General features: G+C 63.5%; 20 protein-coding genes and 1 pseudogene. 14 read left to right on the top strand and 7 right to left on the bottom strand.

Translation table 11 applies throughout. The features are described from left to right. Nucleotides 1–10: 10 nt before the first annotated feature. Entirely contained in the window at nt 11–271 is a 261-nt protein-coding gene (locus tag OQE62_RS15535) for a DUF3081 family protein (RefSeq protein ID WP_265722954.1), read from the bottom strand. A gap of 75 nt (nt 272–346) precedes the next feature. Between OQE62_RS15535 and OQE62_RS15530 the strand changes: the two genes are divergently transcribed. Further along, nucleotides 347–979, top strand: coding sequence for a malonic semialdehyde reductase (locus tag OQE62_RS15530; RefSeq protein ID WP_265722953.1), 633 nt, complete (start codon nt 347–349; stop codon nt 977–979). 165 nt (nt 980–1,144) lie between these two features. Here the strand turns inward: OQE62_RS15530 and OQE62_RS15525 are convergent, their stop codons facing one another. Further along, complete coding sequence (locus OQE62_RS15525; RefSeq protein WP_265722952.1) at nt 1,145–1,603, bottom strand: DUF2269 domain-containing protein; 459 nt, start codon at nt 1,601–1,603, stop codon at nt 1,145–1,147. Between the two features lie 463 nt (nt 1,604–2,066). Then, nucleotides 2,067–3,011 (bottom strand): hydrogen peroxide-inducible genes activator, encoded by a 945-nt coding sequence (locus tag OQE62_RS15520; protein ID WP_265722951.1) that lies wholly within the window; start codon nt 3,009–3,011, stop codon nt 2,067–2,069. Nucleotides 3,012–3,142: 131 nt separating this feature from the next. Here OQE62_RS15520 and OQE62_RS15515 point away from each other — a divergent pair, with 131 nt between their 5' ends. After that, a complete protein-coding gene (locus OQE62_RS15515) occupies nt 3,143–3,808 on the top strand; it encodes a carbonic anhydrase (RefSeq protein WP_265722950.1) in 666 nt (221 codons plus the stop codon). A gap of 1 nt (nt 3,809) precedes the next feature. Next, a complete protein-coding gene (locus OQE62_RS15510) occupies nt 3,810–5,444 on the top strand; it encodes a SulP family inorganic anion transporter (RefSeq protein WP_265722949.1) in 1,635 nt (544 codons plus the stop codon). Between the two features lie 119 nt (nt 5,445–5,563). Here OQE62_RS15510 and OQE62_RS15505 read toward each other — a convergent pair whose 3' ends face one another. The 3 genes and pseudogenes from OQE62_RS15505 to OQE62_RS15495 form a co-directional block, all read right to left on the bottom strand. Beyond that, complete coding sequence (locus OQE62_RS15505; protein WP_265722948.1) at nt 5,564–6,721, bottom strand: saccharopine dehydrogenase family protein; 1,158 nt, start codon at nt 6,719–6,721, stop codon at nt 5,564–5,566. A gap of 112 nt (nt 6,722–6,833) precedes the next feature. Beyond that, on the bottom strand, nt 6,834–7,559 hold the full coding sequence (locus OQE62_RS15500) for a UDP-2,3-diacylglucosamine diphosphatase (protein ID WP_265722947.1): 726 nt from the start codon (nt 7,557–7,559) through the stop codon (nt 6,834–6,836). Between the two features lie 55 nt (nt 7,560–7,614). Further along, a pseudogene (locus tag OQE62_RS15495) lies at nt 7,615–8,108 on the bottom strand (peptidylprolyl isomerase). Nucleotides 8,109–8,234: 126 nt separating this feature from the next. Here OQE62_RS15495 and OQE62_RS15490 point away from each other — a divergent pair. The 11 genes from OQE62_RS15490 (at nt 8,235) to OQE62_RS15440 (ending at nt 21,668) form a co-directional block, all read left to right on the top strand. Then, nucleotides 8,235–9,908 carry a glutamine--tRNA ligase/YqeY domain fusion protein gene (locus tag OQE62_RS15490; protein WP_265722946.1) on the top strand — a complete coding sequence of 558 codons (1,674 nt, stop codon included), beginning with the start codon at nt 8,235–8,237 and terminating at the stop codon, nt 9,906–9,908. Nucleotides 9,909–10,000: 92 nt separating this feature from the next. Continuing rightward, the gene (gene cysS, locus OQE62_RS15485; RefSeq protein WP_265722961.1) at nt 10,001–11,383 is read left to right on the top strand and encodes a cysteine--tRNA ligase; all 1,383 of its coding nucleotides are present in this window, start codon (nt 10,001–10,003) and stop codon (nt 11,381–11,383) included. A gap of 141 nt (nt 11,384–11,524) precedes the next feature. Beyond that, on the top strand, nt 11,525–11,716 hold the full coding sequence (locus tag OQE62_RS15480; protein WP_265722945.1) for a DUF3012 domain-containing protein: 192 nt from the start codon (nt 11,525–11,527) through the stop codon (nt 11,714–11,716). Between the two features lie 15 nt (nt 11,717–11,731). Then, on the top strand, nt 11,732–13,174 hold the full coding sequence (locus OQE62_RS15475) for a Wadjet anti-phage system protein JetA family protein (RefSeq protein ID WP_265722944.1): 1,443 nt from the start codon (nt 11,732–11,734) through the stop codon (nt 13,172–13,174). 61 nt (nt 13,175–13,235) lie between these two features. Then, nucleotides 13,236–13,955 carry a DUF4194 domain-containing protein gene (locus tag OQE62_RS15470; RefSeq protein WP_265722943.1) on the top strand — a complete coding sequence of 240 codons (720 nt, stop codon included), beginning with the start codon at nt 13,236–13,238 and terminating at the stop codon, nt 13,953–13,955. 135 nt (nt 13,956–14,090) lie between these two features. After that, nucleotides 14,091–17,714 (top strand): ATP-binding protein, encoded by a 3,624-nt coding sequence (locus OQE62_RS15465; RefSeq protein ID WP_265722942.1) that lies wholly within the window; start codon nt 14,091–14,093, stop codon nt 17,712–17,714. A 259-nt stretch (nt 17,715–17,973) separates the two neighbouring features. Further along, nucleotides 17,974–19,188 carry a Wadjet anti-phage system protein JetD domain-containing protein gene (locus OQE62_RS15460; protein ID WP_265722941.1) on the top strand — a complete coding sequence of 405 codons (1,215 nt, stop codon included), beginning with the start codon at nt 17,974–17,976 and terminating at the stop codon, nt 19,186–19,188. Nucleotides 19,189–19,326: 138 nt separating this feature from the next. Next, entirely contained in the window at nt 19,327–19,782 is a 456-nt protein-coding gene (locus OQE62_RS15455; RefSeq protein ID WP_265722940.1) for a hypothetical protein, read from the top strand. Nucleotides 19,783–19,911: 129 nt separating this feature from the next. Further along, nucleotides 19,912–20,391 carry a GAF domain-containing protein gene (locus tag OQE62_RS15450; RefSeq protein WP_265722939.1) on the top strand — a complete coding sequence of 160 codons (480 nt, stop codon included), beginning with the start codon at nt 19,912–19,914 and terminating at the stop codon, nt 20,389–20,391. Beyond that, nucleotides 20,382–21,128: a methyltransferase domain-containing protein gene (locus OQE62_RS15445; RefSeq protein WP_265722938.1), complete on the top strand. Its 747-nt coding sequence runs from the start codon at nt 20,382–20,384 to the stop codon at nt 21,126–21,128. The genes OQE62_RS15450 and OQE62_RS15445 overlap by 10 nt, the downstream gene beginning before the upstream one ends. Before the next feature lie 84 nt (nt 21,129–21,212). Next, nucleotides 21,213–21,668: a hypothetical protein gene (locus OQE62_RS15440; RefSeq protein WP_265722937.1), complete on the top strand. Its 456-nt coding sequence runs from the start codon at nt 21,213–21,215 to the stop codon at nt 21,666–21,668. A 269-nt stretch (nt 21,669–21,937) separates the two neighbouring features. Here OQE62_RS15440 and OQE62_RS15435 read toward each other — a convergent pair whose 3' ends face one another. After that, nucleotides 21,938–22,960 (bottom strand): class I SAM-dependent methyltransferase, encoded by a 1,023-nt coding sequence (locus OQE62_RS15435; protein ID WP_265722936.1) that lies wholly within the window; start codon nt 22,958–22,960, stop codon nt 21,938–21,940. Between the last annotated feature and the right edge of the window lie 4 nt (nt 22,961–22,964).

The following is a 22,964-nucleotide window of genomic DNA, read 5'->3' as shown; positions in this document are numbered from 1 at the left end:
CACCCGCGCTTCAGTTTCGGTCGATTTTATCCAGCAGATCCACAAACTCCTGCAGATCGTGGGCTTTGCCGTAGTCCACCGTGTATTTGTTGTGAAAAAGGATGGTCAGCTGGACCTTGGGTGTATTGATCATCACCGTGTAGCCGTCGAAGTCGGTGCTCGCGGTAATACCCCGGTAGTGCCAGCCGTCCTCTCTCTTTTCGCCTTTCCGGGTCGCCTTGTCGAACACGCGCAGCGCCTGCTTGATGTCGATTTTGTGCTCTTGTTCCACGCTTCTACCCTTTGGCTGTTGCTGAACACACTATAGTGTCAGACTGCTACCCATATTGTCTGCAAGGAGACCGCCATGGGCGATAATCTGTCCGAATCGTCGCTGAAACAGCTGTTCACCGAAGCGCGAACTCACAGTCACTGGCTGGATAAACCGGTTGGGGACGACATCCTCAAACAGTTGTACGACCTGATGAAAATGGGCCCCACCAGCGCCAACTGCTGCCCGGCGCGGGTCGCCTTCATCAAGAGCAGGGAGGCCAAGGAGCGCCTGAAGCCGGCGCTCAACGGGGGCAATGTGGAAAAAACCATGGCCGCGCCCGTGACCGCGATCATTGCCCACGATCTGAAGTTTTACGAATACCTGCCCAAATTGTTCCCTCACTCCCCGGCGCGGGACTGGTTTGTCGATAACGCCGAGCTGGCGGCCAGTACGGCATTTCGCAACGGCTCCCTGCAGGGTGGTTACTTTATCCTCGCCGCGCGCTCCCTGGGGCTAGACTGTGGCCCCATGTCCGGTTTCGATAATGCCGCGGTGGATCGCGAATTCTTCGGCGAAAACTGCTCCGACCCGGCTTTCCAGCAGGAGCACTCCCCGGAGAGCCATATCAAGTCGAACTTCCTCTGCAACCTCGGCTACGGCGACCCCGACATGCTGCACCCCCGCAGCCCGCGATTCGATTTTGACGAGGTCTGCAGGATTCTCTGAGCCGCCGTATCCCCCGGGGAGGAGGCCATATATGGAGTGAACTCCGCGAAATCCAACAGGGGCGGCCCGGGTTGTTGGACTTCGCGGAGTTCACTCCACCTACGCCCGAGGACTGCAGGGGAAGAGGGAGGCGACCTGCCACCGGCCCGCTTCTCATCGGGCAGGTCACCAGAGAACCGGCTTCGCCACCATCAGAAAAATAATGGCCAGCATCAACGGAAAAGCGATGGCGCCGAGCAGGCACCAGAGCTTCATGATACGCCGGATGGGTGCCGGATCCTCCCCGATGTGTGCGTGGTGACGCAGCCGGTACTGCAGAAAAACCACCGGCAGCCAGAGCAAAAACACCGCGCCGGTCAGTCCGACCGCAATCTGCAGCCAGGCCTGCTGCAGCCACGTTGGATTGATGGCCAGCATTCCACCGGCGCTACCGAGCAGTACAACGATGGCACTGCCGGTAAAAAACCAGTCGGCGGCGACGGTTTCCGCACTGATCCAGCGCATCACGCGCGGATCGCCGCTCAGCCATCCGCGCAATGTGTACCAGGCGATGCCGATACCAGTGCCGAGCACAACGACAGCGCTGATAACGTGCAGGGTCTTCAATAGCAAGTAAATCGACATGAGTGGGGCTGCGTTTTCCTGTATGTGCCGTAGATTGGAGTGAGCGCCGCGAAGTCCAACAGGGGCCTCCCCAGGGATTGTCGGCTTTCGCGGCGCTCATTTCAGTCTACCCCTGTGGATATTGCATGGATTGCAGCTAGTGTGCCGTACGGGAAGTTCGCAAACAGTTCGCTGCGCCAAAACGCCCAGCTCTGCGTTGAGAAAGCTTGAAATAACGCTGCTATTCCAGCGCTTTCTCGCCTTGATCTGAGCGCTTTGGCTGTGCTCCTTTGTTCGCGAACTTCCCGCACGGCACACTAGTGGTCCATGCGGTAAATTCAGTAACACTATTTCTTCGCCACAGGCCCCAGTGCTGCGTTGAAAGAGCTTGAATTAGCGCTGCTAGTCCTGCGCTTTTTCGCCTTGCCCTGGAACCTGTGGCTGTGAGGTAGAGTCACCGAATTTACCGCATGAACCACTAGAATCAATTGCCGGAAACGGCCACCACATCCCCCAGCCGCTGCCTGATCGTTTCCCGCAGGTACGCCGCCAGGTCGCGAAACAGGCGCCGGCCCGGGGCGCTGGCGCGCCATACCAGGCCGTGTTGGCGGAAGATGGGGTTGGCCTTGAGTTCGCTGACATGAAGCGCCTCGGGTTTGTGCATCTCAGAGTGCACATAGAGACCCGGCAGGAAAGCCACGCCCAGGCCCATCACCACCATCTGCCGCAGGGTGTCCAGGCTGGTGCCCTCGTAGTCCCGCTGCAGTTGTGCCCCGAGTTGCTGGCATATTTCCTGCACCTCGTGATGAAAGTGATGCTGCTCCTCCAGTGTCAGTACTTTCTCGCCGCGCAGTTGCGACGGCGTCACCTCGGCCTTTCCCGCCAGCCGGTGGTCCGATGGCACCACGAATTTCAGCGGCTCGGTGAACAGTGGTTCCACTGCCAGCCCGTCGGCGGCCACCGGCAGGGGCAGAATGGCCAGGTCGTAGGCGCCCTCGGCCAGCTCCCGCTGCAGAAGCCGCGGCGGCGCCTCGCGCACATAGAGTTTCAGGTCGCTGTAGCGGGCGTGCAGTTCCGGCAGCACATTGGGTAGCAGGTAGGGGCCCACCGTGGGCGGCACGCCCAGTTTGTAGGTGGCGCCGTGGCCCTGGGCGATGACATCCGCACTGGCGCGGAATTCCCGCATGGCCAGCAGTATCTGGCGCGCCGGATCCAGCAGGTCGCGGCCCTCCGGCGTCAGCAGGGTGCCGGCGCGGGAGCGCTCGAACAGGGAAACCCCCAGAGCGGATTCCAGTGCCGCGATCTGGGTGGTCAGGGCCGGCTGGCTGACCCCCAGTTCCTCCGCCGCGCGGCGGTAGCTGGCCCTGTTGGCAATGGCTGCAAAGTACTGCAGTTGCTTGAGCGTAGGGGTCGATTGAGTGGAAACCACGGCTGCTCCAGAGTCATGAAAGGCTGCTTGATAACTCCAGGTTATCAGCAAATGGTATTTTTTCTTATTGAACTATCAAAAAATAATGATTTCCACTAAATTCAGATCGGTCAATTCACAGAGGAGTTTCCATGGAGCACGTGATTTCAGGGGTGGCCAGGTTCCAGAAGGAGGTCTACCCGGCCAAGAAGGAGCGCTTTCAGAAACTGGCCGACGGCCAGAATCCGGAGGTGTTGTTCATCACCTGTGCGGATTCCCGCATCGATCCCAGCATGGTCACCCAGACCGAGCCGGGGGAGCTGTTTATCTGCCGCAATGCCGGCAATGTGGTGCCGCCCCACAGCAACGAGACCGGCGGCATGACCGCTTCCATTGAGTTCGCCGTGGCGGCGCTGGGCATTTCCCATATCGTGATCTGTGGCCACACCGACTGCGGCGCCATGAAGGGCGCCATCGGGCCGGAGAAGCTCGACAGCCTTCCCCATGTGAAAGAGTGGCTGGGCCACTGCCGTTCCGCTACCGAGGTGGTGCGCGACCGGCACGGCGCGTTGGGGATGGAGCACCTGGACGAGGTGACCTGCGAGAACGTGGTGCAGCAGCTGCAGCACCTGCGCACCCACCCGGCGGTGGCCTCCGGCCTCGCTGCGGGGCGTATCCAGCTGCACGGCTGGATGTACGATATCGGCAAGGGCGAGGTGCTCTACTTCGACGAAGAGAGCCGCAGCTTCAAGCCGATGGACGACGATTACCGGGCCGCCTTCGAGGCCCGTTCCGCAGTGGTGGCCGGGGAGTCCTGAGATGAAGTTTGATCTGTCCAACCTGCGGGGCGACATCACCGGCGGTATCACCGCCGGCGTAGTGGCGCTGCCGCTGGCCCTGGCGCTGGGGGTGGCCTCCGGGCTGGGGCCCATGGCGGGCATGTACGGCGCGATCGTGGTCGGTTTTTTTGCCGCCCTGTTCGGCGGTACCGGTCCGCAGATCTCCGGGCCCACCGGCCCCATGGTGGTGGTGCTGGCGGGGCTCTTCGCGAGTCTTTCCGGCGATGCGGCCCTGATTTTTACCGCGGTGATGCTCGCCGGCGTGATCCAGGTGGCCTTCGGCCTCTTCGGCCTGGGGCACTATATCCGGCTGGTGCCGTACCCGGTGATCTCCGGGTTCATGACCGGTATCGGCGTCATCATCATCATCCTGCAGCTCAACCCGCTGCTGGGGCACGATTCCCCCAGTGGTACCCTCGGAGCCCTCGGCTACCTGCCCACGGCGCTGTCGGACGTGCACGTCATCAACCTGCTGTTGGGGCTGGGCACGCTGGCGCTGGTTTACAGCTGGCCGGCCCGTTTCGGCCGCTACCTGCCGGCGCCGTTGGCGGCACTGATTGCGGGCACGCTGGTGGCCTACTTCGCGCTGGATGTACCGGTGCTGGGCGATATCCCCACGGGTCTGCCGGAACTGCACCTGCCGACATTCAGCGGCGACCAGATGCTCCTGGTGGTGGAGGCCGCGGTGATCCTGGCGGTGCTGGGCTCCCTCGACAGCCTGCTGACCTCGCTGGTGGCGGACAACATGACCCGCGACCGGCACCACAGCAACCGCGAGCTGGTGGGGCAGGGTATCGGCAACACCGCCGCCGGCCTGCTCGGCGGCATCGCCGGGGCCGGGGCCACCATGCGCACCGTGGTCAATATCCGCTCCGGCGGCCGCGGCCGGGTGTCGGGCATGACGCACGCGCTGGTTCTGCTGGCGGTGGCGCTGGGTCTGGGACCGCTGGCCTCCAATATTCCCATGGCGGTACTGGCCGGGATCCTGGTGAAAGTCGGCCTGGATATCATCGACTGGAGCTACCTGAAGCGCGCCCACCAGGGACCGCGCTGGGACCTGATCCTGATGGCGATGGTACTGCTGCTGACCATTTTCGTGGACCTGATCACCGCCGTGGCGGCCGGGGTGGTGCTGGCGGCGCTGAGCTTCGTCAAGCAGGTGGCTAGCCTGCAGATCGAGCGGCTGCGCAACCTGCCGGAGCACCTGGATTCCGACGATGACAAGGCCATCCTCGAGCGCAACGGCGATACCATCGCGCTGTTCGAGTTCAGCGGCCCGCTGAGTTTCGGCGCCGCCGCGGACCTGGGGCACCATGTGCGGGAGCACAGCGAGCCCGGCTCGCGGATCCTGATCCTGGATTTCTCCTCCATGCCTTTCCTGGACCTGTCCGCAGCGCTGGCGGTGGAGACCATTGCCACGGATGCCCGGGACAGCGGCAAGCTGCTCTATCTCGCCGGCATGAACGACGAGGTGCGCACGGTGCTGGAGAAGTTGAACGGCGGGCTGCCGGGGGATGGTCGCTTCCGCGATCGCAGCGAGGCGCTGCGGGTGGCGGAAACGGCCCTCGAGCGGCGCGACGGCGATGCCGGCGGAGCACTGCCGGCGGGCGCCTGATCCGGCATTCGTCCTGTAGGAGCCAGCCCCGCTGGCGATTGGTGCCCGGCCACCCCGGCCGGGCGCTTCCACAGCAGCGCGGGAGCCGGCCCGCCGCCGGGTGACGGGGCTGCAGAGCCTCAGCCCGCAGCCACAACCGGCGCCGAATGCTGTTCACTCGCTACCGGCTCCATTGCGGTGACGATGGCGTGGGGACTCAGCTCGGCGAGTATCTCGTCCAGTGTCAGCAGTTGCCAGCAGGCGCTGGCGCCGATTTTCGTATAATTCCCTTTCAGCATCTTGCGCGCCATGGCGGCCGCGGGCGCCGCGGGGATCTGGGGGCCGTCGCCGTTCAGGCCCAGGATCTGCCAGCGAAAACCCGCCAGGTCGCCGTGCGCATCGGTGCCCTCCAGCCGTATCTGCATACCGCCGTGATCGCTGCCTCCGGGCCAGTGGGCCGCCAGTTTGTGCCCCAGGTCGGCGAGCCAGGGCCGGGTGGCGGGCAGCTGCAGGCGCGCCAGCCGCGCGCAGAGCGCCAGCCCCAACTGCAACAGGCGCGGCTGCACGCCGGTGCCGAAGCGGGCCGTCTGCAGGCCGGGCAGGGCGCGGGGAAACAGTTCCAGGTCCGGTACATCGAAGTTGCACAGCCAGCGCTCGCCCACCGGGTGGGCGATCTGCGCCCGGCGCAGCTGGTCGCCGGCAAAGGTCTCGCGCCACTGGCCGTCCTGCAGCATCGGGAAACCGTCACCGAGGGATTCGAAACCGGCGCGCACCGTGGCCAGGCCGCGGTCGATGCGGTGGGCCGGGGCGATATCCAGTTCCACCGAGTGCACCCGCGGCAGTTGCCCGCTCAGCTCCGCCAGTACCGCGGAGCTGAGCGCCGGCAGGCTGCTGGCGCCGGACACCAGCGGGATTCCCGCCGCCTCGGCGGCCGGCGACAGCCGGTTGAAGTCGCAGACGAAGCGGCGCGCATCGGCGATATCGATATAGGGGGTGCCGGACTCGATGCAGGCGTGGGCCACGCGGTAGTCCTGGTGCTGGAAGGGGCCGGCGCAGTGGATCAGCAGGTCCAGGTGCAGCGCCCTGAGTTGCGCGGCCAGGTTGACGGCGTCGCGATCCAGCCGCAGCCCCTCGGCGAGGCCGGGCAGGCGGGAGGCGCCCAGTTCGGCCTTGAACTTGTCGCGCCCGGCGACAATCAACTGCACATCCGGCTCGCAAGCGAGCATTCGCGCGATGCGTGCACCGAAAGTGCCGTAGCCGCCGAGAATCAGTACGCGTTTTCTGTAGTTCTTGACCATCCTGGTTTTAACCCCGATCCCCGGTAGGGTGCGCCGTGGCAGAAAGTTGCTCCATGCATTTTCTGCATTTCCGCCATCCATGGCGGTCACGCACCGTTAGTCGTCGACGGAATCATGCTATAGGCCAGTGTCGCAATTCAAGGGAATCCTTGTCGGCCTCGATACACCAGCCGGATTCGCCCCAGTCGCCGAGCACGATGCGCTCCGCCGGTTCGCCGTCGAGGGTGAAGGTGTGGCGATCCGGCCTGTGGGTGTGGCCGTGGATCAGGGTGTGGACGCCGTGTTGGCGCATGGCCTTTTCCACTTCTTCCGGTGTCACATCCATGATGTCCTCGGCCTTGCGGCTGTTCATGGACTTGGACGCGGCGCGGATCTGGGCGGCGATCTGGCGGCGCTCGTCGAGCGGCTTGGCCAGCAATGCCTCCTGCCAGTTCGGGTCCCGGGCCTGTTCGCGGAAGGCCATATATTCCTCGTCGCGGGTGCAGAGGCTGTCGCCGTGCATCAGCAGTACCCTCTGCCCGGCGAGCGTCACCAGGCTCGGGTCCGGCAGCAGTGTGGCGCCGGCCCGGTGGGCAAAGTCCCGGCCCAGCAGGAAATCCCGGTTGCCGTGCATCAGGTAGAGCTCCACGCCGCTGCCGCTGTAGCGGCGCAGTTCGTCGGCGACTTCCCGCGCCAGCGGCGCGTCGTCATCGTCGCCAATCCAGACCTCGAAGAAGTCGCCCAGGATGTACAGCGCCCCGGCGCCGGCGGCCGGGCCGCGCAGGAAATCGAAAAACGCCCGGGTGATCTCGGGGCGGTTCTCGTCCAGGTGCAGGTCGGAGATCAGGTAGCTGGTCACGGTACTCTTATCCTGGCCGTCTGGGTACGCGGAGCTGGAGCCTCCAGGGCCCGGCTCACTCCTCGATGGTGACGCCGGTAATCTCGATGGTCTCCAGCGGCACGTCCTGGTGGAAGCCCTTGCTGCCGGTCTTTACGTTCTTGATCTTGTTGACGACGTCCATGCCGTCGACCACCTTGCCGAACACACAGTAGCCCCAGCCCTGCGGGTCCTTGGCTCGGAAGTTGAGGAAATCGTTGTCCTTGACGTTGATGAAGAACTGGGAGCTGGCGGAGTGCGGGTCCATGGTGCGGGCCATGGCCAGGGTGCCGGTGTCGTTCTTGAGGCCGTTGTCGGCTTCGTTCTCGATCGGGTCGCGGGTGGGCTTCTGCTCCATCTCCGGCGTCATGCCGCCGCCCTGGACCATGAAATTGTCGATCACCCGGTGAAAGATGGTGCCGGTGTAGAAACCGTCGCGGCAGTACTGCAGGAAGTTGGCCGCGGTCTTGGGGCCTTGTCAAAGTCCAGTTCGATGGCGATATCGCCGTGAGTGGTATGCAGGCTGATCATAAAACATCCTATTCGGGGTAGTTATGGACGCGGATGATACTCTCTGGCCGCAGTAGTGCAAATTGGACCCGCTGCTAAGCTATAATCCGCCGCTTTGCCGAGCTGTACACAGATATAGAGAATCCTATGACATCCGAGAGCAAGCCCGCTCACTTCCTGCAGAACATCATCCGCGAAGACCTGGCCGAGGGCCGGGTCTCCCGGCTGGCCACCCGTTTCCCGCCGGAGCCCAACGGCTACCTGCATATCGGCCACGCCAAGTCCATCTGCCTGAACTTCGGCCTGGCCGAGGAGTTCGGCGGTGTCTGCAACCTGCGCTTCGACGACACCAACCCGGCCAAGGAAGAGGAGGAGTATGTCGACTCCATCAAGCGCGATGTGACCTGGCTGGGATTCCGGTGGGCCGGCGACATCAAGTACACCTCGGATTACTTCGACCAGCTTCACGACTGGGCCCTGCACCTGATCCGGGAGGGCAAGGCCTACGTCTGCGACCTGTCGCCGGAAGATGCGCGCCACTACCGCGGCACCCTGAAAGAGCCGGGTAAAAACAGCCCCTACCGGGACCGCAGTGTCGACGAGAACCTCGAGCTGTTCGAAAAGATGAAGAACGGCGAGTTCGAAGAGGGCCAGTGCAGTCTGCGCGCTAAAATCGATATGGCCGCGCCCAATATCAACCTGCGCGACCCGGTGATCTATCGCATCAAGAAGATGGCCCATCACCAGACCGGCGGCAAGTGGTGCATCTACCCCAGCTACGATTTCGCCCACGGCCAATCGGACGCGATCGAGGGCATCAGCCACTCCATCTGCACCCTGGAGTTCGAGGATCACAGGCCCCTGTACGACTGGTTTATCGAAAACCTGCCGGTGCCGGCGCAGCCGCGCCAGTACGAGTTCGCGCGCCTGAACCTGAACTACACCGTGGTTTCCAAGCGCAAGCTCAAGCAACTGGTGGACGAGGGCCTCGTGGACGGCTGGGACGATCCGCGCATGCCCACCCTGTCCGGCCAGCGTCGCCGCGGCGTGACGCCGGCGGCGATCCGCAATTTCTGTGAAATGATCGGCGTGACCCGCTCCGACTCGGTGGTAGACGTAGGCATGCTCGACTACAGCATCCGCGACGACCTGGACAAGAATGCGCCGCGGGCCATGTGCGTGCTGGAACCGCTCAAGGTCACCCTGAAGAATTACCCGGAAGGCAAGCGGGAAGTCCTGAGTGCACCCGGCCACCCAGTGCGCGACGACCTGCCGGCCCGCGAACTGCCGTTTACCGGTACCGTGTATATCGAAAAAGCGGATTTCCGCGAGGAAGCCAACAAGAAATACAAGCGCCTGGTGCTGGGCAAAAAGGTGCGCCTGCGCAACGCCTATGTGATCCAGGCGGAGGATGTGGTCAAGAACGATGCCGGCGAGATAGTAGAAGTGATCTGCTCCGTGGACCTGGATACCCTAGGCGAGAACCCGGCGGACGGCGTCAAGCCCAAGGGTGTGATCCATTGGGTGAGTGCCGACGAAAACCTCGACTGCGAAGTGCGTCTCTACGACCGCCTGTTCGACGACCCGGCGCCGGATGCCGGTGGCAAGAACTTCCTCGAGCACGTCAACCCGGACAACCTGCAGGTGCTGAGCGGCTGCAAGGCGGAAATCGGCCTCGCCAAGGCGGAGCCGGAAAAGGGCTACCAGTTCGAGCGCCAGGGCTACTTCTGCCGCGACAGCCACTACGGCAGCGCGGACAAGCCGGTGTTCAACCGCACGATTGGCCTGCGGGATAGTTGGGCCAAGGAACAGAACAAGTAGCCGAACCATGCGGTGCGCGCGGCGCACCCTGGCTGGCAGTATTGAAATTCGACGTAGGGTGCGCCGTGCGCACCAAAAAATTGTGGGAAGAAATGGCTCTACAGCTCTACAACACACTCTCCGGAAAGAAAGAACCGTTTAAGCCCCTGGTGGAAGACCGCGTGCGCATGTACGTCTGCGGCCCCACCGTCTACAACCGCGTGCATATCGGCAACGCGCGCCCGGCGGTGGTATTCGATACCCTCTACCGCCTGCTGAAGCGCAACTACAGCGATGTGATCTACGCGCGCAATATCACCGATATCGACGACAAGATCATGAAAGCGGCGCGGGATCAGGGCGAGGAAATCGGCGCGCTTTCCGCGCGTTTCTCGCAGGCCTACTTCGAGGATATGGCCGCGCTCCACAACCTGGAGCCGGATATCATCCCCTACGCCACCCAGCACCTGCCGGAAATGATCGCCCTGATCGAGCGGCTGATCGAAAAGGGCCACGCCTACGCGGCCGAGGGCCATGTGCTCTTCGCGGTGGAATCCATGAAAGGGTACGGCGAACTCTCCGGGCGCTCCCTGGACGACATGCTCGCCGGCGCGCGGGTCGAAGTTGCCCCCTACAAAAAATACGCCGGCGATTTCGTGCTCTGGAAACCGTCCAGCGACGAAGAGCCCGGCTGGGACAGCCCCTGGGGGCGCGGCCGCCCCGGCTGGCATCTGGAGTGCTCGGCCATGATCCAGAAGCATCTGGGTGAGACCATCGATATTCACGGCGGCGGCCGCGACCTGACCTTCCCGCATCACGAAAACGAGCGCGCCCAGAGCTGCTGTGCCAACGGTACCGACTTCGTGCGCTACTGGATGCACAATGGTTACGTGAACATCGATGGCGAGAAGATGTCCAAGTCCCTGGGCAACTTCCGCATGGTCAACGACCTGCTGGGGCAGTACCCGGGCGAGGTGCTGCGCTTCGCGCTGCTGTCCGCCCACTACCGCTCGGAACTGAACTTCAGTGCCGACCTGCTGGACCAGTCCCAGCGCACCCTGGACACCCTCTACGGCGCCCTGCGGGAGACGGAATCCGTCGCCGCCGCGGAGGCCGACCTGGGCGGCTCCGCGTTTATCGCCGCGCTGGAAGACGACCTGAACACGCCCATCGCCATCAGTGAACTGCACCAGATCGCCAGGGACCTGAACAAGGCCGATGCCGGCGACAGGCCGCAGCTCAAGGCCACACTGCTCGCCGCCGGCGAAATGCTGGGTATACTGCAACAGGATCCGGAAGCCTGGTTCCAGCGGGCTCGCGGCGGCGACGCGGACGAAGCGATCAGCGCGGATGAAATCGAGCAACTGATCGCCGAGCGCGCCCAGAGCAAAAAAGACAAGAACTTCGTCCGCGCCGACGCCATCCGCGAGGAACTGAAAGAAAAGGGTGTAGTGCTGGAAGATAGCCGCGAAGGCACCAAGTGGCGCCGGGAGTAAATACGGCTCCTACAGGCACAATTCCCCCTCTCCCTCCGGGAGAGGGCCGGGGAGAGGGGCGGCCGCCGAAGCCCCCCTCTCCCTAACCCTCTCCCGGTGGGAGAGGGAACTGACCGTCAACCAACAAGAATCCGATACACCATGAAAAAACTCTTCACCCTCACCGTCGCCATCCTCGCCCTGACAACCCTCACCGCTTGCGAACCCGAGCGCGGCTCCGAGGCCTGGTGCAAGAAAATGGACGAGACCCCGAAAGGCGACTGGACCATGAGCGATGCCGGCGACTACACCAAGTACTGCGTGCTGAACCAGAAGCCCGAAGAAAAACAATAAGCGGATTTTATCCCGTTGTTTTTCGATGACCGCTACCAGCACTTCTTCCGCCCCCTCACCGGCAAGTACCGGGAGCAGGTGGTGGAATGCCTGCGCCTGCTCTACGAGCGCCTCTATACCGCCAAGGCGGACTATGGCGAGTCGCTGGCGCGGGAGCAGATACTGGAGATTTTCGGCGAGGCCCTGACCCGCGCGCCGCAGCTGGAAAGCGAGGATGGCGAGGTCGAGCAGAAAGAGGGGCGTTTCCGCAATCTGCGCGAGCAGGCGGTCTGGGTGCTCAATAGCCTGGTGGAATACGGCTGGCTGGAAAAGCTGGTCGACACCGCCACCCTGTCGGTGTCCTATCCCTTCAGCCGCCGCGGCCGCCTGTTAACCCAGCCGCTGGTGGAATTGAACAGCACTCGCGTGCGCACCCGCCACCGCAACACTCGCAATACCCTCAATGCGCTGGAGGCCTTCGGCGGCCGCGGTGAAGTCTACGACCTGATCGACGCCTGGGAATACTCTGAGCGCATCGTCGCCGACTTCACCGATATGATCGCCGAGCTGGAAGAGCGCAAGCGCGAACTGGTGCGGGAAGTGGAGGCGCAGATCCTGGTGCAGCAGGCCACCGACGAGTTCTTCACCTTTATGGAGAGCCGCTTCCAGCCGGACCTCGCCATCCGCCTGTCCGCCGACAGCGTGGAAAAACACCGCGACGCCATCGACCGGGTGATCGCGCAGATCCGGCGCAAGAAGAATACCCAGAAGGCGGACTGGGAGCGCCGCCTGCGCCAGCTGCTGCCGGAGCTGGCGGTGGAGGGGCAATCGATCCTGTGGATGATGCTCGATACCATCGAGGACCGCATGCGCCGTGCCTGTGAAGTCAAACTGCCGGCCCTGCGCCAGGCGCTGCACGGCTTTACCAAACGCGCCGAGATCATCATCCGCCAGCTCAGCTATCTACAGAGCAGCAGCGAGGGCACCTTTTCCGAATGGTGCCAGGAACTCGGCAGCGCCGACGACCGGCGCGAGCTGCTGGAAAAACTGGGCCGGGAAATGTCCACTTTCCAGTTGCGCCTGTTCGACCCCAGGCAGGTGCAACTGTGGCAGCGCAGCCGGCGCCAGCCGGTCAATACCCGGGTGGAAGAGAGCGCGCCGCTGGAGGCGGAAAACCGCCGCGCCATCCTGCTGCAACAGCTGCTCGACCAGGCCTTCAACTTCAACGGCAGCGACCTGCGCGACTACCTGCAGAAGGCCCTCGGCCGCGGCCAGCGTGTCAGCAGCCGCGACCTGCCGCTGGACGACGCCCGCGACCTGCTGGCCATGAGCCACGCTCTGGAAGCGGCCGCGGTCAACCAGAGTGGCGAGGCGCCGGCATTGCGCGTGGCGTTTACCGGCGAGGTGGTTGAAAAGGAAAATGACTACTTCGACAAATTTGACGAGTACTACCTCGAGCTGAACGAAGGCGATTCGTAGGGTGCGCCGTACGCACCGACCGAAAGGGGTAGTTCTGCTTTGTGGTTAGAGAAACAGAATAGTGATTGAACAGGCATTGGAAGAGGCGCTGGCACAGTGCCGTACAACACGCAGTGAGTTCTCCGAACTGCTGGTGCGACTGCTGGACTACGGCGTAATCTGCCGCGACGAGAGCAATGTGGAAACCCTGCTCTACGACCGCTTCCAGCGCTGCGAGCAGCTGCTGCGGGAGTGGCTGCAACCGCTGGGCGTGCGGCTGCAGCACGATTCGCGCTTTCGTTTTATCCGCGTTTACCCGCCGGGTTCGGAAGTGCCGGGCATGCCGGACCAGGAGGACCCGCACCACGGCGGTTTCCGCGCGCGCCTGTCGCAGCAGGAAGTGGCCGCCATCCTGGTGCTGCGGGTGGAATACGACAAATGCCTGCGCGAGGGGCAGGTGGACGAGCAGGGCTGTGTGGCGCTGTCGCTTGAAGCACTGGAGCTGGGCCTGCGCAACCTGCTGAAAATGTCGCTGCCGGAAAAGCTGGCGGAGCGCAAACAGCTGCTGAAAAAACTGCGCCAGCTGCGCCTGATCCAGTTCGCCGGTGAAGACAGCGAGGCCGCGGCGGAGACGCTGCTGCGGGTGCGCCCGACCATTGCCCGGTTTGTCACCGAGGCCACACTGCAGCAGCTGCTAAATCGGGAGCTGGGCGAGCGCGCAGAAGAGGAAAACGAAGAGCAGGAACGAATAACGCCGGACAGCGAGGACCACAGCCTCTTCGCTGAAACCGAAACCGGATAATCGATACGATTAATCACTCAAACGTATCTTGATGTATAGGATTTCGTCATTCCGGCGCATGCCGGAATCCAGGGGGCACTGAACTGGATGCCGGCCTTCGCCGGCATGACGAGTCGACTGGCGCCAGATAAGAATATGTTTCTAAAAAAACTGATCCTGATCAACTGGGGCAATATTCCACAACTGGAATACGACTTCGGCCCCATCAACCTGTTTTCCGGCGGCAACGGCTCCGGCAAGACCACGGCGGCGGATGCCATCCAGACGCTGATGACCGCCGCTCACGACAACCTGTTTACCTTCAACCCGGGGCAGGACGAAACCACCCAGCGCGGCCGCGGCGGCAAGCAGGTGCGTACCCTGGCTTCCTATGTGCTCGGCTGCGACGACGGCAGCTATGCGCGCCTGCAACCCACCGACTGCTATATCGTGGGCGTGTTCTTTCCCACCGAGGGCGAGGACGGCGAGCCGTTTACCGCGGTGATGGGCATCCGCGCCCACCTGGACAGCGGCAGCAAGCCGGCCCAGGCGCGCCAGGATGCGCTGAAATTCTTCGTGATCCCTGGCGAACAGTTGGCGATGAAGGATTTCATCAAGGAATACCGGGATGGCAAACACCTGCTGCCGCTGGACAAGTTCTACAGCGTGGCCGGCAAGCAGTTCGAGAAGGTCGAGCAGTACGACAAGAAAAAGGCCTACCTGCGCCGCCTCTACGGCGCACTGCGCGGGCGCCGCGACGCGGTGCCGGACCGCGAGGCCATGCACGCGGCGCGCACCTTTTCCAACTTCATGGCCTACAAGCCGGTCAAGAGCATCAACGATTTCGTGGCCCAGGAAGTGCTGGAGAAGCGCGACCTGGGCGACGCCATCCGCTCCGTGTCGGAGCTGATGAAAACCATTCACGGCATGGAGCAGGAGGCGCGGGAAATCGTCGAGCGCGTCGATTCCCTGCAACGCATCGCCGAATCCGCCGATCTCTACACCGAACAGTGGAAACAGTTGCGGGTGCAGGAGTACCTGCAGGCCAAACACCAGCAGCTTCAGGTGCAGAAAACCTACCTGGAAGGCAAGAACCGGCAGAAGGAATCGCGCGCGGAGCTGGAGCACAGCAGCCGCGAAATCCGGCTGGCGGAACAGCGCAGCCGCGAACTGAGCGAGCAACTGGTGTCCGTGGAAGCCCAGCGCAAGGGTATCCCCGCGCTGCGCACCAAGGACGAGCTGGACCGCAATATCGCCGACGCCAACCGCGCCCTGGCGGCGCTGGCCAACCCGCTGTCGACACAGCAGAAGACCTTTGCCGCCAACCGCACGGCGGCGGCAGACCTGCTCGAGCTGATCAACACGACCTCGGTGGGCGCGGAAATTCCGGCCTTTGCCGACAAGGGCCTGCTCAAGGCAGTCAAGTCCGCGGCCCGCGCGGAGGACCTGCCGGATCTCCAGAACCTGCTGGGCCACGACTGGATCGACCTGTCCGCGCAGGAATCCCTGCGCGAGCAGGTGGCCGCGGCGGAGTCCCTGCAAAACCGGCTGGTAGAACAGCTGGGCGGACCCGCTTCCGGCGATGGCTCCCTGCGCGAACAGGTCACCGAGCTGGTATCCCGCGGTGAGTTGCGGGTGCAGCAATTGCAGAAGCAGTTGCACCAGCAGGAGAGCCGCATCCACCACCTGCAATCCAACCGCGTGCGCTACCCGCATTCGGTGGAGCAGGCGCTGGCGGCGATCCGCGAGCAGTGCCCGCAGGCGGAGCCGCAGGTGCTGTGCGACTTTGTCGAGGTGCTGGACGAGCGCTGGCAGATGGCCGTGGAGGGCTACCTGGGCGGCGCGCGCTTTTCGATCATTGTCGAGCCGGCGTTCGAGGCCGAGGCGATCCGCATCGTGCGCAGCATGTCCGGCCGCAACAATCGCGCCCGGGTGATCCAGGGAGACAAGGCGCGGCGCGATGCGGAGCGCATGGAGCCGCCAGCGAAGTCGATCGTGGAATTGATGTCCTTCTCCCACAAGACCGCCGAGTACTACCTGCGCGCCTCCTATGGCACCGTGCTGCAGGTGCGCGACGCGGAGGAGCTGCGCGGCACCCGCCGCGGCCTGACCGCCGAGGGCCTCGCCAGCGGCAACTACAGTATGTGGCGCTGCGATATCGACGAGGGAGACCTGGTGTTCGGTCAGGGCGCTCGCGCCCGCGCGCTGGTGGCGCAGCAACAGGCGCTGGAGCAGCTGCTGCTGGAGGCCTCCCAGGTCAACGATCACCAGCGACAGTTGCGCCGCGTCGGTGACGCCGTGCGCGCGCTGGCACCGCTGAAGTTACTGGAATCCGTCGACGCGGCGCTGTCCGCCCAGCGGGAACTGCGCGGCGCCGAGCAGGCGCTGGCCAACCTGGACCTGGACGACGGTATCGAGCTGGAGCGGCAGGCGTCGGAGTTGCACGACAAACTGGAAGCCGAGCGGGAATCCCAGGCCGGCCTGCAGAAGCAGGTGGGCAAGTTGGAGCGGGACCTGGAAAACATCGAGAAACAGCTCAGAGGTTTGTCGACGCAGCTGGATACGCTCGAGGAAACACTGGCCGATTGCGAGGCGGCGGTGCAGCGCATCGTTTCGATCAACCCGGGTTTCGATGCGGAGACCACGCTGCAGAATGCGGATAACCAGGCGGCGCAGGCGGGCCGCGGTTTCGATTTCTCGGAGGATATCGAGGAGTGGCAGGGGCTGCTGCAGAAATACCAGAACCAGTTACTGAACGGCGTGCGGGATTACAACAGCAACTGTAGCACCGGCGACACCCTGGCGTTTGATCCGGATTTTTCCGCCGGCCACAACGAGGGCCAGTTCAAGCTGGTGTGCCAGCTGGTGGAACAGGTGTCGGCGCTGCGCAACCGGCTGAAGAACAACCTGTTGGTGGACCGCCACGAACAGCTCACCGGCCTGAAAAAGTCCTTCAACACCACCTTCGTCACCCACCTGTGTCACGCGATCTACCAGTCGATCAACGACGGCAAGCGGGTGCTGGACGACCTGAACCGGGAGCTGGAGCACCACCGCTTCGGCGCCGACCGCGAGCGCTTCCGCTTCGATTACAAGTGGGTGCCGGAATTCCGCGAGTACTGGAATTTCTTCAAGGCGGTGATCGAACTGCCCAACCTGGGCGAGGAAGAGAGCCTGTTCGACGCGCAGCTCAGTGGTGAGCAGGCGAAGGTGCGCGACAGGCTGCTGAATATGTTGCTGTCCGACGACGAACAACTGGCGCGGCGCGAGCTGGATCGCATCAGCGACTACCGCAATTACCGCAACTACGAGATCTACAAGGAGCCCGAGGGCAAGGAGCCGATCGCGCTCAGCCAGTACGGCACCGGCTCCGGCGGCCAGCTGGAAACGCCGGCCTATATCATCCGCTCGGCGGCGGTGACCTCGGCCTTCCGCTTCAACGAGGGCAGCACCCACCTGCAGATGGTGCTGGTGGACGAGGCCTTCTCGAAGATGGACGAATCCCGCTCGCGGGAAGTGATCCGCTACCTGACCGAAACCCTTGGCCTGCAGCTATTATTCATCATGCCGTCGAGCAAGTCCGGGCCCTTTATGGACCTGATCTCCAACCAGTTCGTATTCAGCAAGTGCCCGAGTGCGACGCCCATCGGCGAGCTGAACACCCGCGTCTACGTGGACCGCAAGGTCTGCAATCGCGACAAAATTGCCGAACTCTGGGCCAATCACCGTCGCACCATCCGCCAGCAGGCATCGCTGGAGTTTATGGATATGGTGGAGTAGCTTCACAATGGTCGGTTTTTTTCGGGGCTCCCCAAGGTGGTGCCCATTAGAGAGCTTTGGGCGGGCCTGCTGCCGGTAGCTGTTTGCGGGAGACGCCGTGAATACATCCCTGTAGGCTTGTCTGCGAGGTCCCTCTCGCAGACACTCCCGCAAACAGCTACCGGCAGCAGGCCCTTCGCATCGACTGTGGAGTTTTTATCCGCCGAGGGGAACGCAAGGTTCGCCTCTACGGAAACCGGAAGGGAGCAGGGAGGAAAGAATGGCAATACAAATCCCCGAACTGGCCGCGGCCAATCCGGTGATCATGGGGCTGCTGGAGTATGTGCTCGACCGGCGCGATCGCCAGCTCCTCACCGGCGAGGACAAACCCATTGCCCTGACCCTCGACCCGAAGAATGCGCCCCGCGACCTGCGCGCGGCACTGGCGCCATTTACCGACCCCCTCTACGACGACAGCGAACTCTGGGACGAGCTCCAGTGGCTGGCCAACGATTACCGCTGCTTCTCCATCAAGCCGCCCAGGCGCTCCGGTGCCGGCGCCGCGCCCTGGGAGGGGGCGCGGCTGTATTTCAACGACCGGCGCGAACAGCTGGTTCGCGAGTGGCTGGACCGCCCGCGCCCGGCGCGGGTGGATCCCGCCTGGCAGGCGGCACTGACCGGCTTCGCGGCGCAGTTCGAGAACCCCGATGCCTTCCCGCCCGGAGGGCTGGAGCTGGATCCGGGGTTCGAGAGTTTTGAACAGCTGCTCGGCTGCTGGGCTTCCGTGGGCGGGGAGCTCGGCCGCGGGGAGGCCCTGTCCTGGCGCCAGCTGTCGGCACGGTGTTTCCTCGGCGATTCGAAGTACCTGGACGCCGAAGCCCGCCAGGCGCTGGTACGCATGCTGTTTCCGGGCCTGTGCAACCGCATTCGCGAGCGACCGCTGCTGATGCACCTGTACCTGCCGGAGGAACTGGCGGGGGTGCTGCTGGTGGAAAACCAGGATTCCTTCCTGGCGCTGGCGGACTGCCGGCCCGAAAACACGGCGCTGGTCTATATCGAGGGCTACCGCGGCGGCGCCGCGCGGGTGAGGGCACCCGGTGTGGCCCGTTTCAGCACCCTAAACCAGGCGTCGCTGCCGCTGCGGCGGGATTTCCTGCAGTGGTGGCAGGAGCAGGGCGAGGAAAACCTGCCGGTCCATTTCTGGGGCGATCTCGACTACGAGGGCATGCAGATTGCCGCGGCCCTGAAGCGCAGCTTCGCCGGCCTGGACTGCTGGCAACCGGGGTATGAATTGTTGCTGGAGCGACTGAACTCGGAGCGGGGCCACCGGCCGCGGCAGGCCGGGAAAGCCGGCCAGCGGGTTATCGACAGCACCGACTGCGACTATGCCGACAGGGTCCTGCTCCCGGCCTTGCGGAGTCTCCGCCGCAGCGTGGACCAGGAAGCGGTCGCGCCATCGGAACTGCAGGAGCTGGTAGCCCAACGGCGTTTGTAGTTCCGGGCCCGAGTGATGCTGTCTGTCTTTGCGGTCACGATTAGTGCTTGCGATTTATGCACCGGTTCGCAGAAGATGGCCGCTGATTCTTGAATAATTGGAAGTTATTGTTGAAAAGGGAATTTAGCGGAGAGTGCTATGCGCCAGTTTTCCATCCTGGTTATCTTTGTTTTGGCTTTTGGCGGCGCGGCGGTGCTGTATGAAAAGGAGAGCCGCAAGGTCAAGGGAGTCCTGACCCAGATTACCGAACTGCAGGCTCAGGTGGGGGACCTGCAGGCGGAGGTCAAGCGCCTCAACGGGGAGTTGGAAGCGGTAAAGCTGGCGGAGCGCCGCCGTCCCAACCTGAGAACCATTGCCAATCGCGTGCGCCGCGATCGTCGAACCGACCGGGGCGATGCGTCGAATGGGCAGCGCCGCAATCCCGGGCGGGAGATAATGGCCTCCGATGTCACCAGCTCGTCGCCGGCGATTCGCAGTCGCGCGGATGAGGAATCGGAAGCTGAATGGAACAGGCCCACGGTGGATGCCGAACAGTACCGGGCGGAGCCGCCCGGCGATGAGAGAGACGAGCTGGTGGTGGATCCCTATCAGTGATCGGCAGATGCCGCGTAGGGTGCGCCGTGCGCACCGGTGGGGCCCATGCGGGTGCCCTCCGAGTCGGTGAGTGCGGCGCCCAGGGTCTGCCCGCCATTTTGAGCACTACGAATACGCAGTGAGAGATTCATGTCGAGCGGTAATTTTTACGACTCCCTGAGCGAACAACTGGCCGGCCTGCTCTCCGGCGAGCGCGACTGGCTGGCCAACACGGCCAATGCCAGTGCGCTGCTGTTTATGGAGCTGGCGGATACCAACTGGGCCGGTTTCTATTTCCTGTACGGCGACGAGCTGCGCCTGGGGCCCTTTCAGGGCAAGGCGGCCTGTACCCGCATCCCGGTGGGGGAGGGCGTCTGCGGCACTGCGGTGTCGACCGGCGAAGCGCAACTGGTGGAAGACGTGCACGAATTTCCCGGCCACATCGCCTGCGATGCAGTGTCCGCGTCGGAAGTGGTGATTCCGCTCTACCGCGGCGAGCGCTGTCTCGGTGTGCTGGATGTCGATAGCCCCACCGTGGCCCGCTTTACCGCCGAAGACCTGGCTGGCCTGCAGGCGTTTGCAGAGGTGTTGCTGGAGCATTCGGACGCGCCCGACGTCCAATGGCGCTGATCTGGCAGAAGCGGGTCGGCGACAACCGCTACCAGGTGCGCAGCCACGGTGCCAGTGTGCGCCTCTTCAGCAACGGTGTTTTCCACTCGCAGTGGAATCCACGCGACCCGCTGAAAGGTTCTCTCTGGGAGCTGTTGCTGTTACCCGCCTTCTTCCTGCCCCCTGGACAGATCCGCTCGGTGCTGCTGCTGGGTGTCGGCGGCGGCGCCCTGATCCGGTTGTTGCAGCGGTATGTTTCGCCGCAGCGGATAGTGGGAGTGGACCTGGATCCGGTGCACCTGGATGTCGCCCGCCGCTTTTTCGGCGTGCGGGATGCGGAGCTGGTCTGCGCCGATGCGCGGGATTATGTCGCGGCCGAACTCTCCGGAAAGAAACCGGGTTCCTTCGACCTGGTTATCGATGATCTTTTCGGCCATACAGACGGCGAGGCGGAGCGCGCAGTTGCCGCCGATCCGGAATGGGCCCGCTCCCTCTCCCGGTTGCTTCGCGATCGCGGACTGCTGGTCAGCAATTTCGGCAGCCGCCGCGAACTGCTGGCCAGTGGCTGGCGCCGCCCGGCGATACGGGCGGATTTCCCGCGCAGCTGGACCGCCGATCTGCCCACCTATGAGAATTGCGTGCTGGCCACCAGCCGGCAGCCGCTTTTCCGCAGGCAACTGGTCGCCGGGACCCCCGCGGCCATCAACCCGAACAACCCCGCCCGGCGCCTGGACTGCCGCCTGCGGCGCCTGGACTGACGGCTGTCTCCCGAGACGAAGTTGGCGTCGTTTGACACTGCGTGCCTATACTGGAAAAGAGGGCAGTTTTTTCGGGATCGATCGATGCGCTACAAGACCGTCGAGGATGTCATCGAGGAGGGAAGGGTATTTCACGTCCAGCTGGGTGAAAAGTATAGCGAGTACGAGCAGTTGGCCAGTGACAAACGCATAGAACTGTTGCTGGACCAGCTCAAGCGGCGGGAAGACTCGATGGCTCACTCGTTGGAAAACTTCCACGACGACCTGACGCCGGGGGCCCTGCACACCTGGGTCCAGTTCGCCCCGGAGGGGCGCGAGAAGGAGTTTCTGCAAAGGTTGAGCAGGATCGATATCGGCGACCTGGACGCCATTTCCCGCCTGGCGATGGATATCGAAATGTACCTCGCCGACCAGTACCGCGACCTGGCCCAGGGCGCCGAGACACCGTCGGCGCGGGATGCATTCGAGCGGTTGCGGGACCTGGAGGAGCTGGAAGAGCACACCCTGACGATGAATCTGTTCAACCTGCGGGATTACTGAGAGAGGTGTAGGAACACCGCCGTAGGATGGGCAAAGCGAAGCGTGCCCATCAGCAGTCATTGATGGGCACGTCGCTGCGCTCCTTTGCCCATCCTACAAAACACGGTCACCGCATTGCCGTATGAGCATGCTTGCAGGGCAAAATTGCGCGTATAACGAGTATACTCGTTGCGCAATTTTGCGACCGGCCATGGATGGCCGGGCCGGCGGCTGCTCCAGGGATGGCTGCTCGGGCATGAGTTTCCCCGAAGCCACCGCCATTCGCTCCTCTACAGCGGGCCGCCGAGACAGTAAACGCGGAAACCTTTGTCCCCGGCGATCGGTTCCACTTCCGAAAAATACGCCTGCGCCTTGCGCGCCAGCGGAATAAATTCATTGACCACAAACAGCGCCCGGCCGCCGGGTTTCAGGATTTTCGCGGCGTTATTCAGAAAGCGGTCGGTCAGGTCGCCCTCGACCTGGAATCCCTGGTGAAACGGCGGGTTGCAGATTACCCGCTCGGCGCTGTCGCTCTCCAGCCTGTCGCCCGCGTCGGAGGGCGTGACCTCTCCCGGGATTTCCAGTTCGGCAAAGTTCCTGGCACAGGCGGCGAGCGCGGCGGCGTTGTTGTCGGTGGCGATAAGGCGGTAGTTCCCGAGCGCTGCCAGTTGGCTGCCGAGATAGCCGTAGCCGCAGCCCAGATCGACCACCCGGGCGCCGCTTTCCGGCAGGTGGTCCCGGAACTGGCGCGCGAGCAGTTCGCTGCCGGTGTCGATCTTGTTCCAGCCGAACAGGCCGGGCTTGCTGTAGAGGCCGCCCAGCGCATCCAGGGGGCGCAACTCTTCATAATCGCTGTCATCCAGGGAAGGGCCCCGGGCGCCTGTCGCCGGTAAGGGGTTGATACTCAGGTAGTCCTGCCCGGATTTTCGCAGTGTTTTTGCGCAGTCGAAATATTCAGCCGTCTTGCCGGCGTAGGTCTTGATGCCGCTGTTTTTTGGTCCGCAGAGGATCAGTTCGCCGTTCTCTTCGAGGATCTCCGGCGCGCGGTTGATGGCGTGGTGAACCACGGCCTTTTCCTTGGACACGGGAAAGACGATGCGCCGGTAACGTTTCCCCAGTTCGCTGAAATCGAAATCGCCGAAATGGGTATGGGCGACCTTGTCACGGGCCAGCTGCGCCATATCCCAGCGGTTTGTCAGCAGGTCGCCGGCAAACGCGAAGCCCGGGACCAGCAGGGCTTTGCTGTTTTCATCGGCGATCCACAGGGTGTTGCCGGGATCTTCTTCGAGTAGCTGTTGGAGTAGGGCGGTCATATCC

It is taken from the genome of Microbulbifer halophilus (genome assembly GCF_026183675.1).
In the GTDB taxonomy this organism is placed as follows: Bacteria; Pseudomonadota; Gammaproteobacteria; order Pseudomonadales; family Cellvibrionaceae; genus Microbulbifer; species Microbulbifer halophilus.
Note: the sequence above shows the minus strand (reverse complement) of the source record. Positions and strands in the feature narration are given on the sequence as shown.

Bases quoted from the DNA above. Each gene is read 5' to 3' on its own strand.
- OQE62_RS15530 (WP_265722953.1), top strand. From the start codon at position 347: ATGGGCGATAATCTGTCCGAATCGTCGCTGAAACAGCTGTTCACCGAA.
- OQE62_RS15525 (WP_265722952.1), bottom strand. From the start codon at position 1,603: ATGTCGATTTACTTGCTATTGAAGACCCTGCACGTTATCAGCGCTGTC.
- OQE62_RS15515 (WP_265722950.1), top strand. From the start codon at position 3,143: ATGGAGCACGTGATTTCAGGGGTGGCCAGGTTCCAGAAGGAGGTCTAC.
- OQE62_RS15510 (WP_265722949.1), top strand. From the start codon at position 3,810: ATGAAGTTTGATCTGTCCAACCTGCGGGGCGACATCACCGGCGGTATC.
- OQE62_RS15505 (WP_265722948.1), bottom strand. From the start codon at position 6,721: ATGGTCAAGAACTACAGAAAACGCGTACTGATTCTCGGCGGCTACGGC.
- OQE62_RS15490 (WP_265722946.1), top strand. From the start codon at position 8,235: ATGACATCCGAGAGCAAGCCCGCTCACTTCCTGCAGAACATCATCCGC.
- cysS (WP_265722961.1), top strand. From the start codon at position 10,001: ATGGCTCTACAGCTCTACAACACACTCTCCGGAAAGAAAGAACCGTTT.
- OQE62_RS15480 (WP_265722945.1), top strand. From the start codon at position 11,525: ATGAAAAAACTCTTCACCCTCACCGTCGCCATCCTCGCCCTGACAACC.
- OQE62_RS15465 (WP_265722942.1), top strand. From the start codon at position 14,091: ATGTTTCTAAAAAAACTGATCCTGATCAACTGGGGCAATATTCCACAA.
- OQE62_RS15460 (WP_265722941.1), top strand. From the start codon at position 17,974: ATGGCAATACAAATCCCCGAACTGGCCGCGGCCAATCCGGTGATCATG.
- OQE62_RS15455 (WP_265722940.1), top strand. From the start codon at position 19,327: ATGCGCCAGTTTTCCATCCTGGTTATCTTTGTTTTGGCTTTTGGCGGC.
- OQE62_RS15450 (WP_265722939.1), top strand. From the start codon at position 19,912: ATGTCGAGCGGTAATTTTTACGACTCCCTGAGCGAACAACTGGCCGGC.
- OQE62_RS15445 (WP_265722938.1), top strand. From the start codon at position 20,382: ATGGCGCTGATCTGGCAGAAGCGGGTCGGCGACAACCGCTACCAGGTG.
- OQE62_RS15440 (WP_265722937.1), top strand. From the start codon at position 21,213: ATGCGCTACAAGACCGTCGAGGATGTCATCGAGGAGGGAAGGGTATTT.
- OQE62_RS15435 (WP_265722936.1), bottom strand. From the start codon at position 22,960: ATGACCGCCCTACTCCAACAGCTACTCGAAGAAGATCCCGGCAACACC.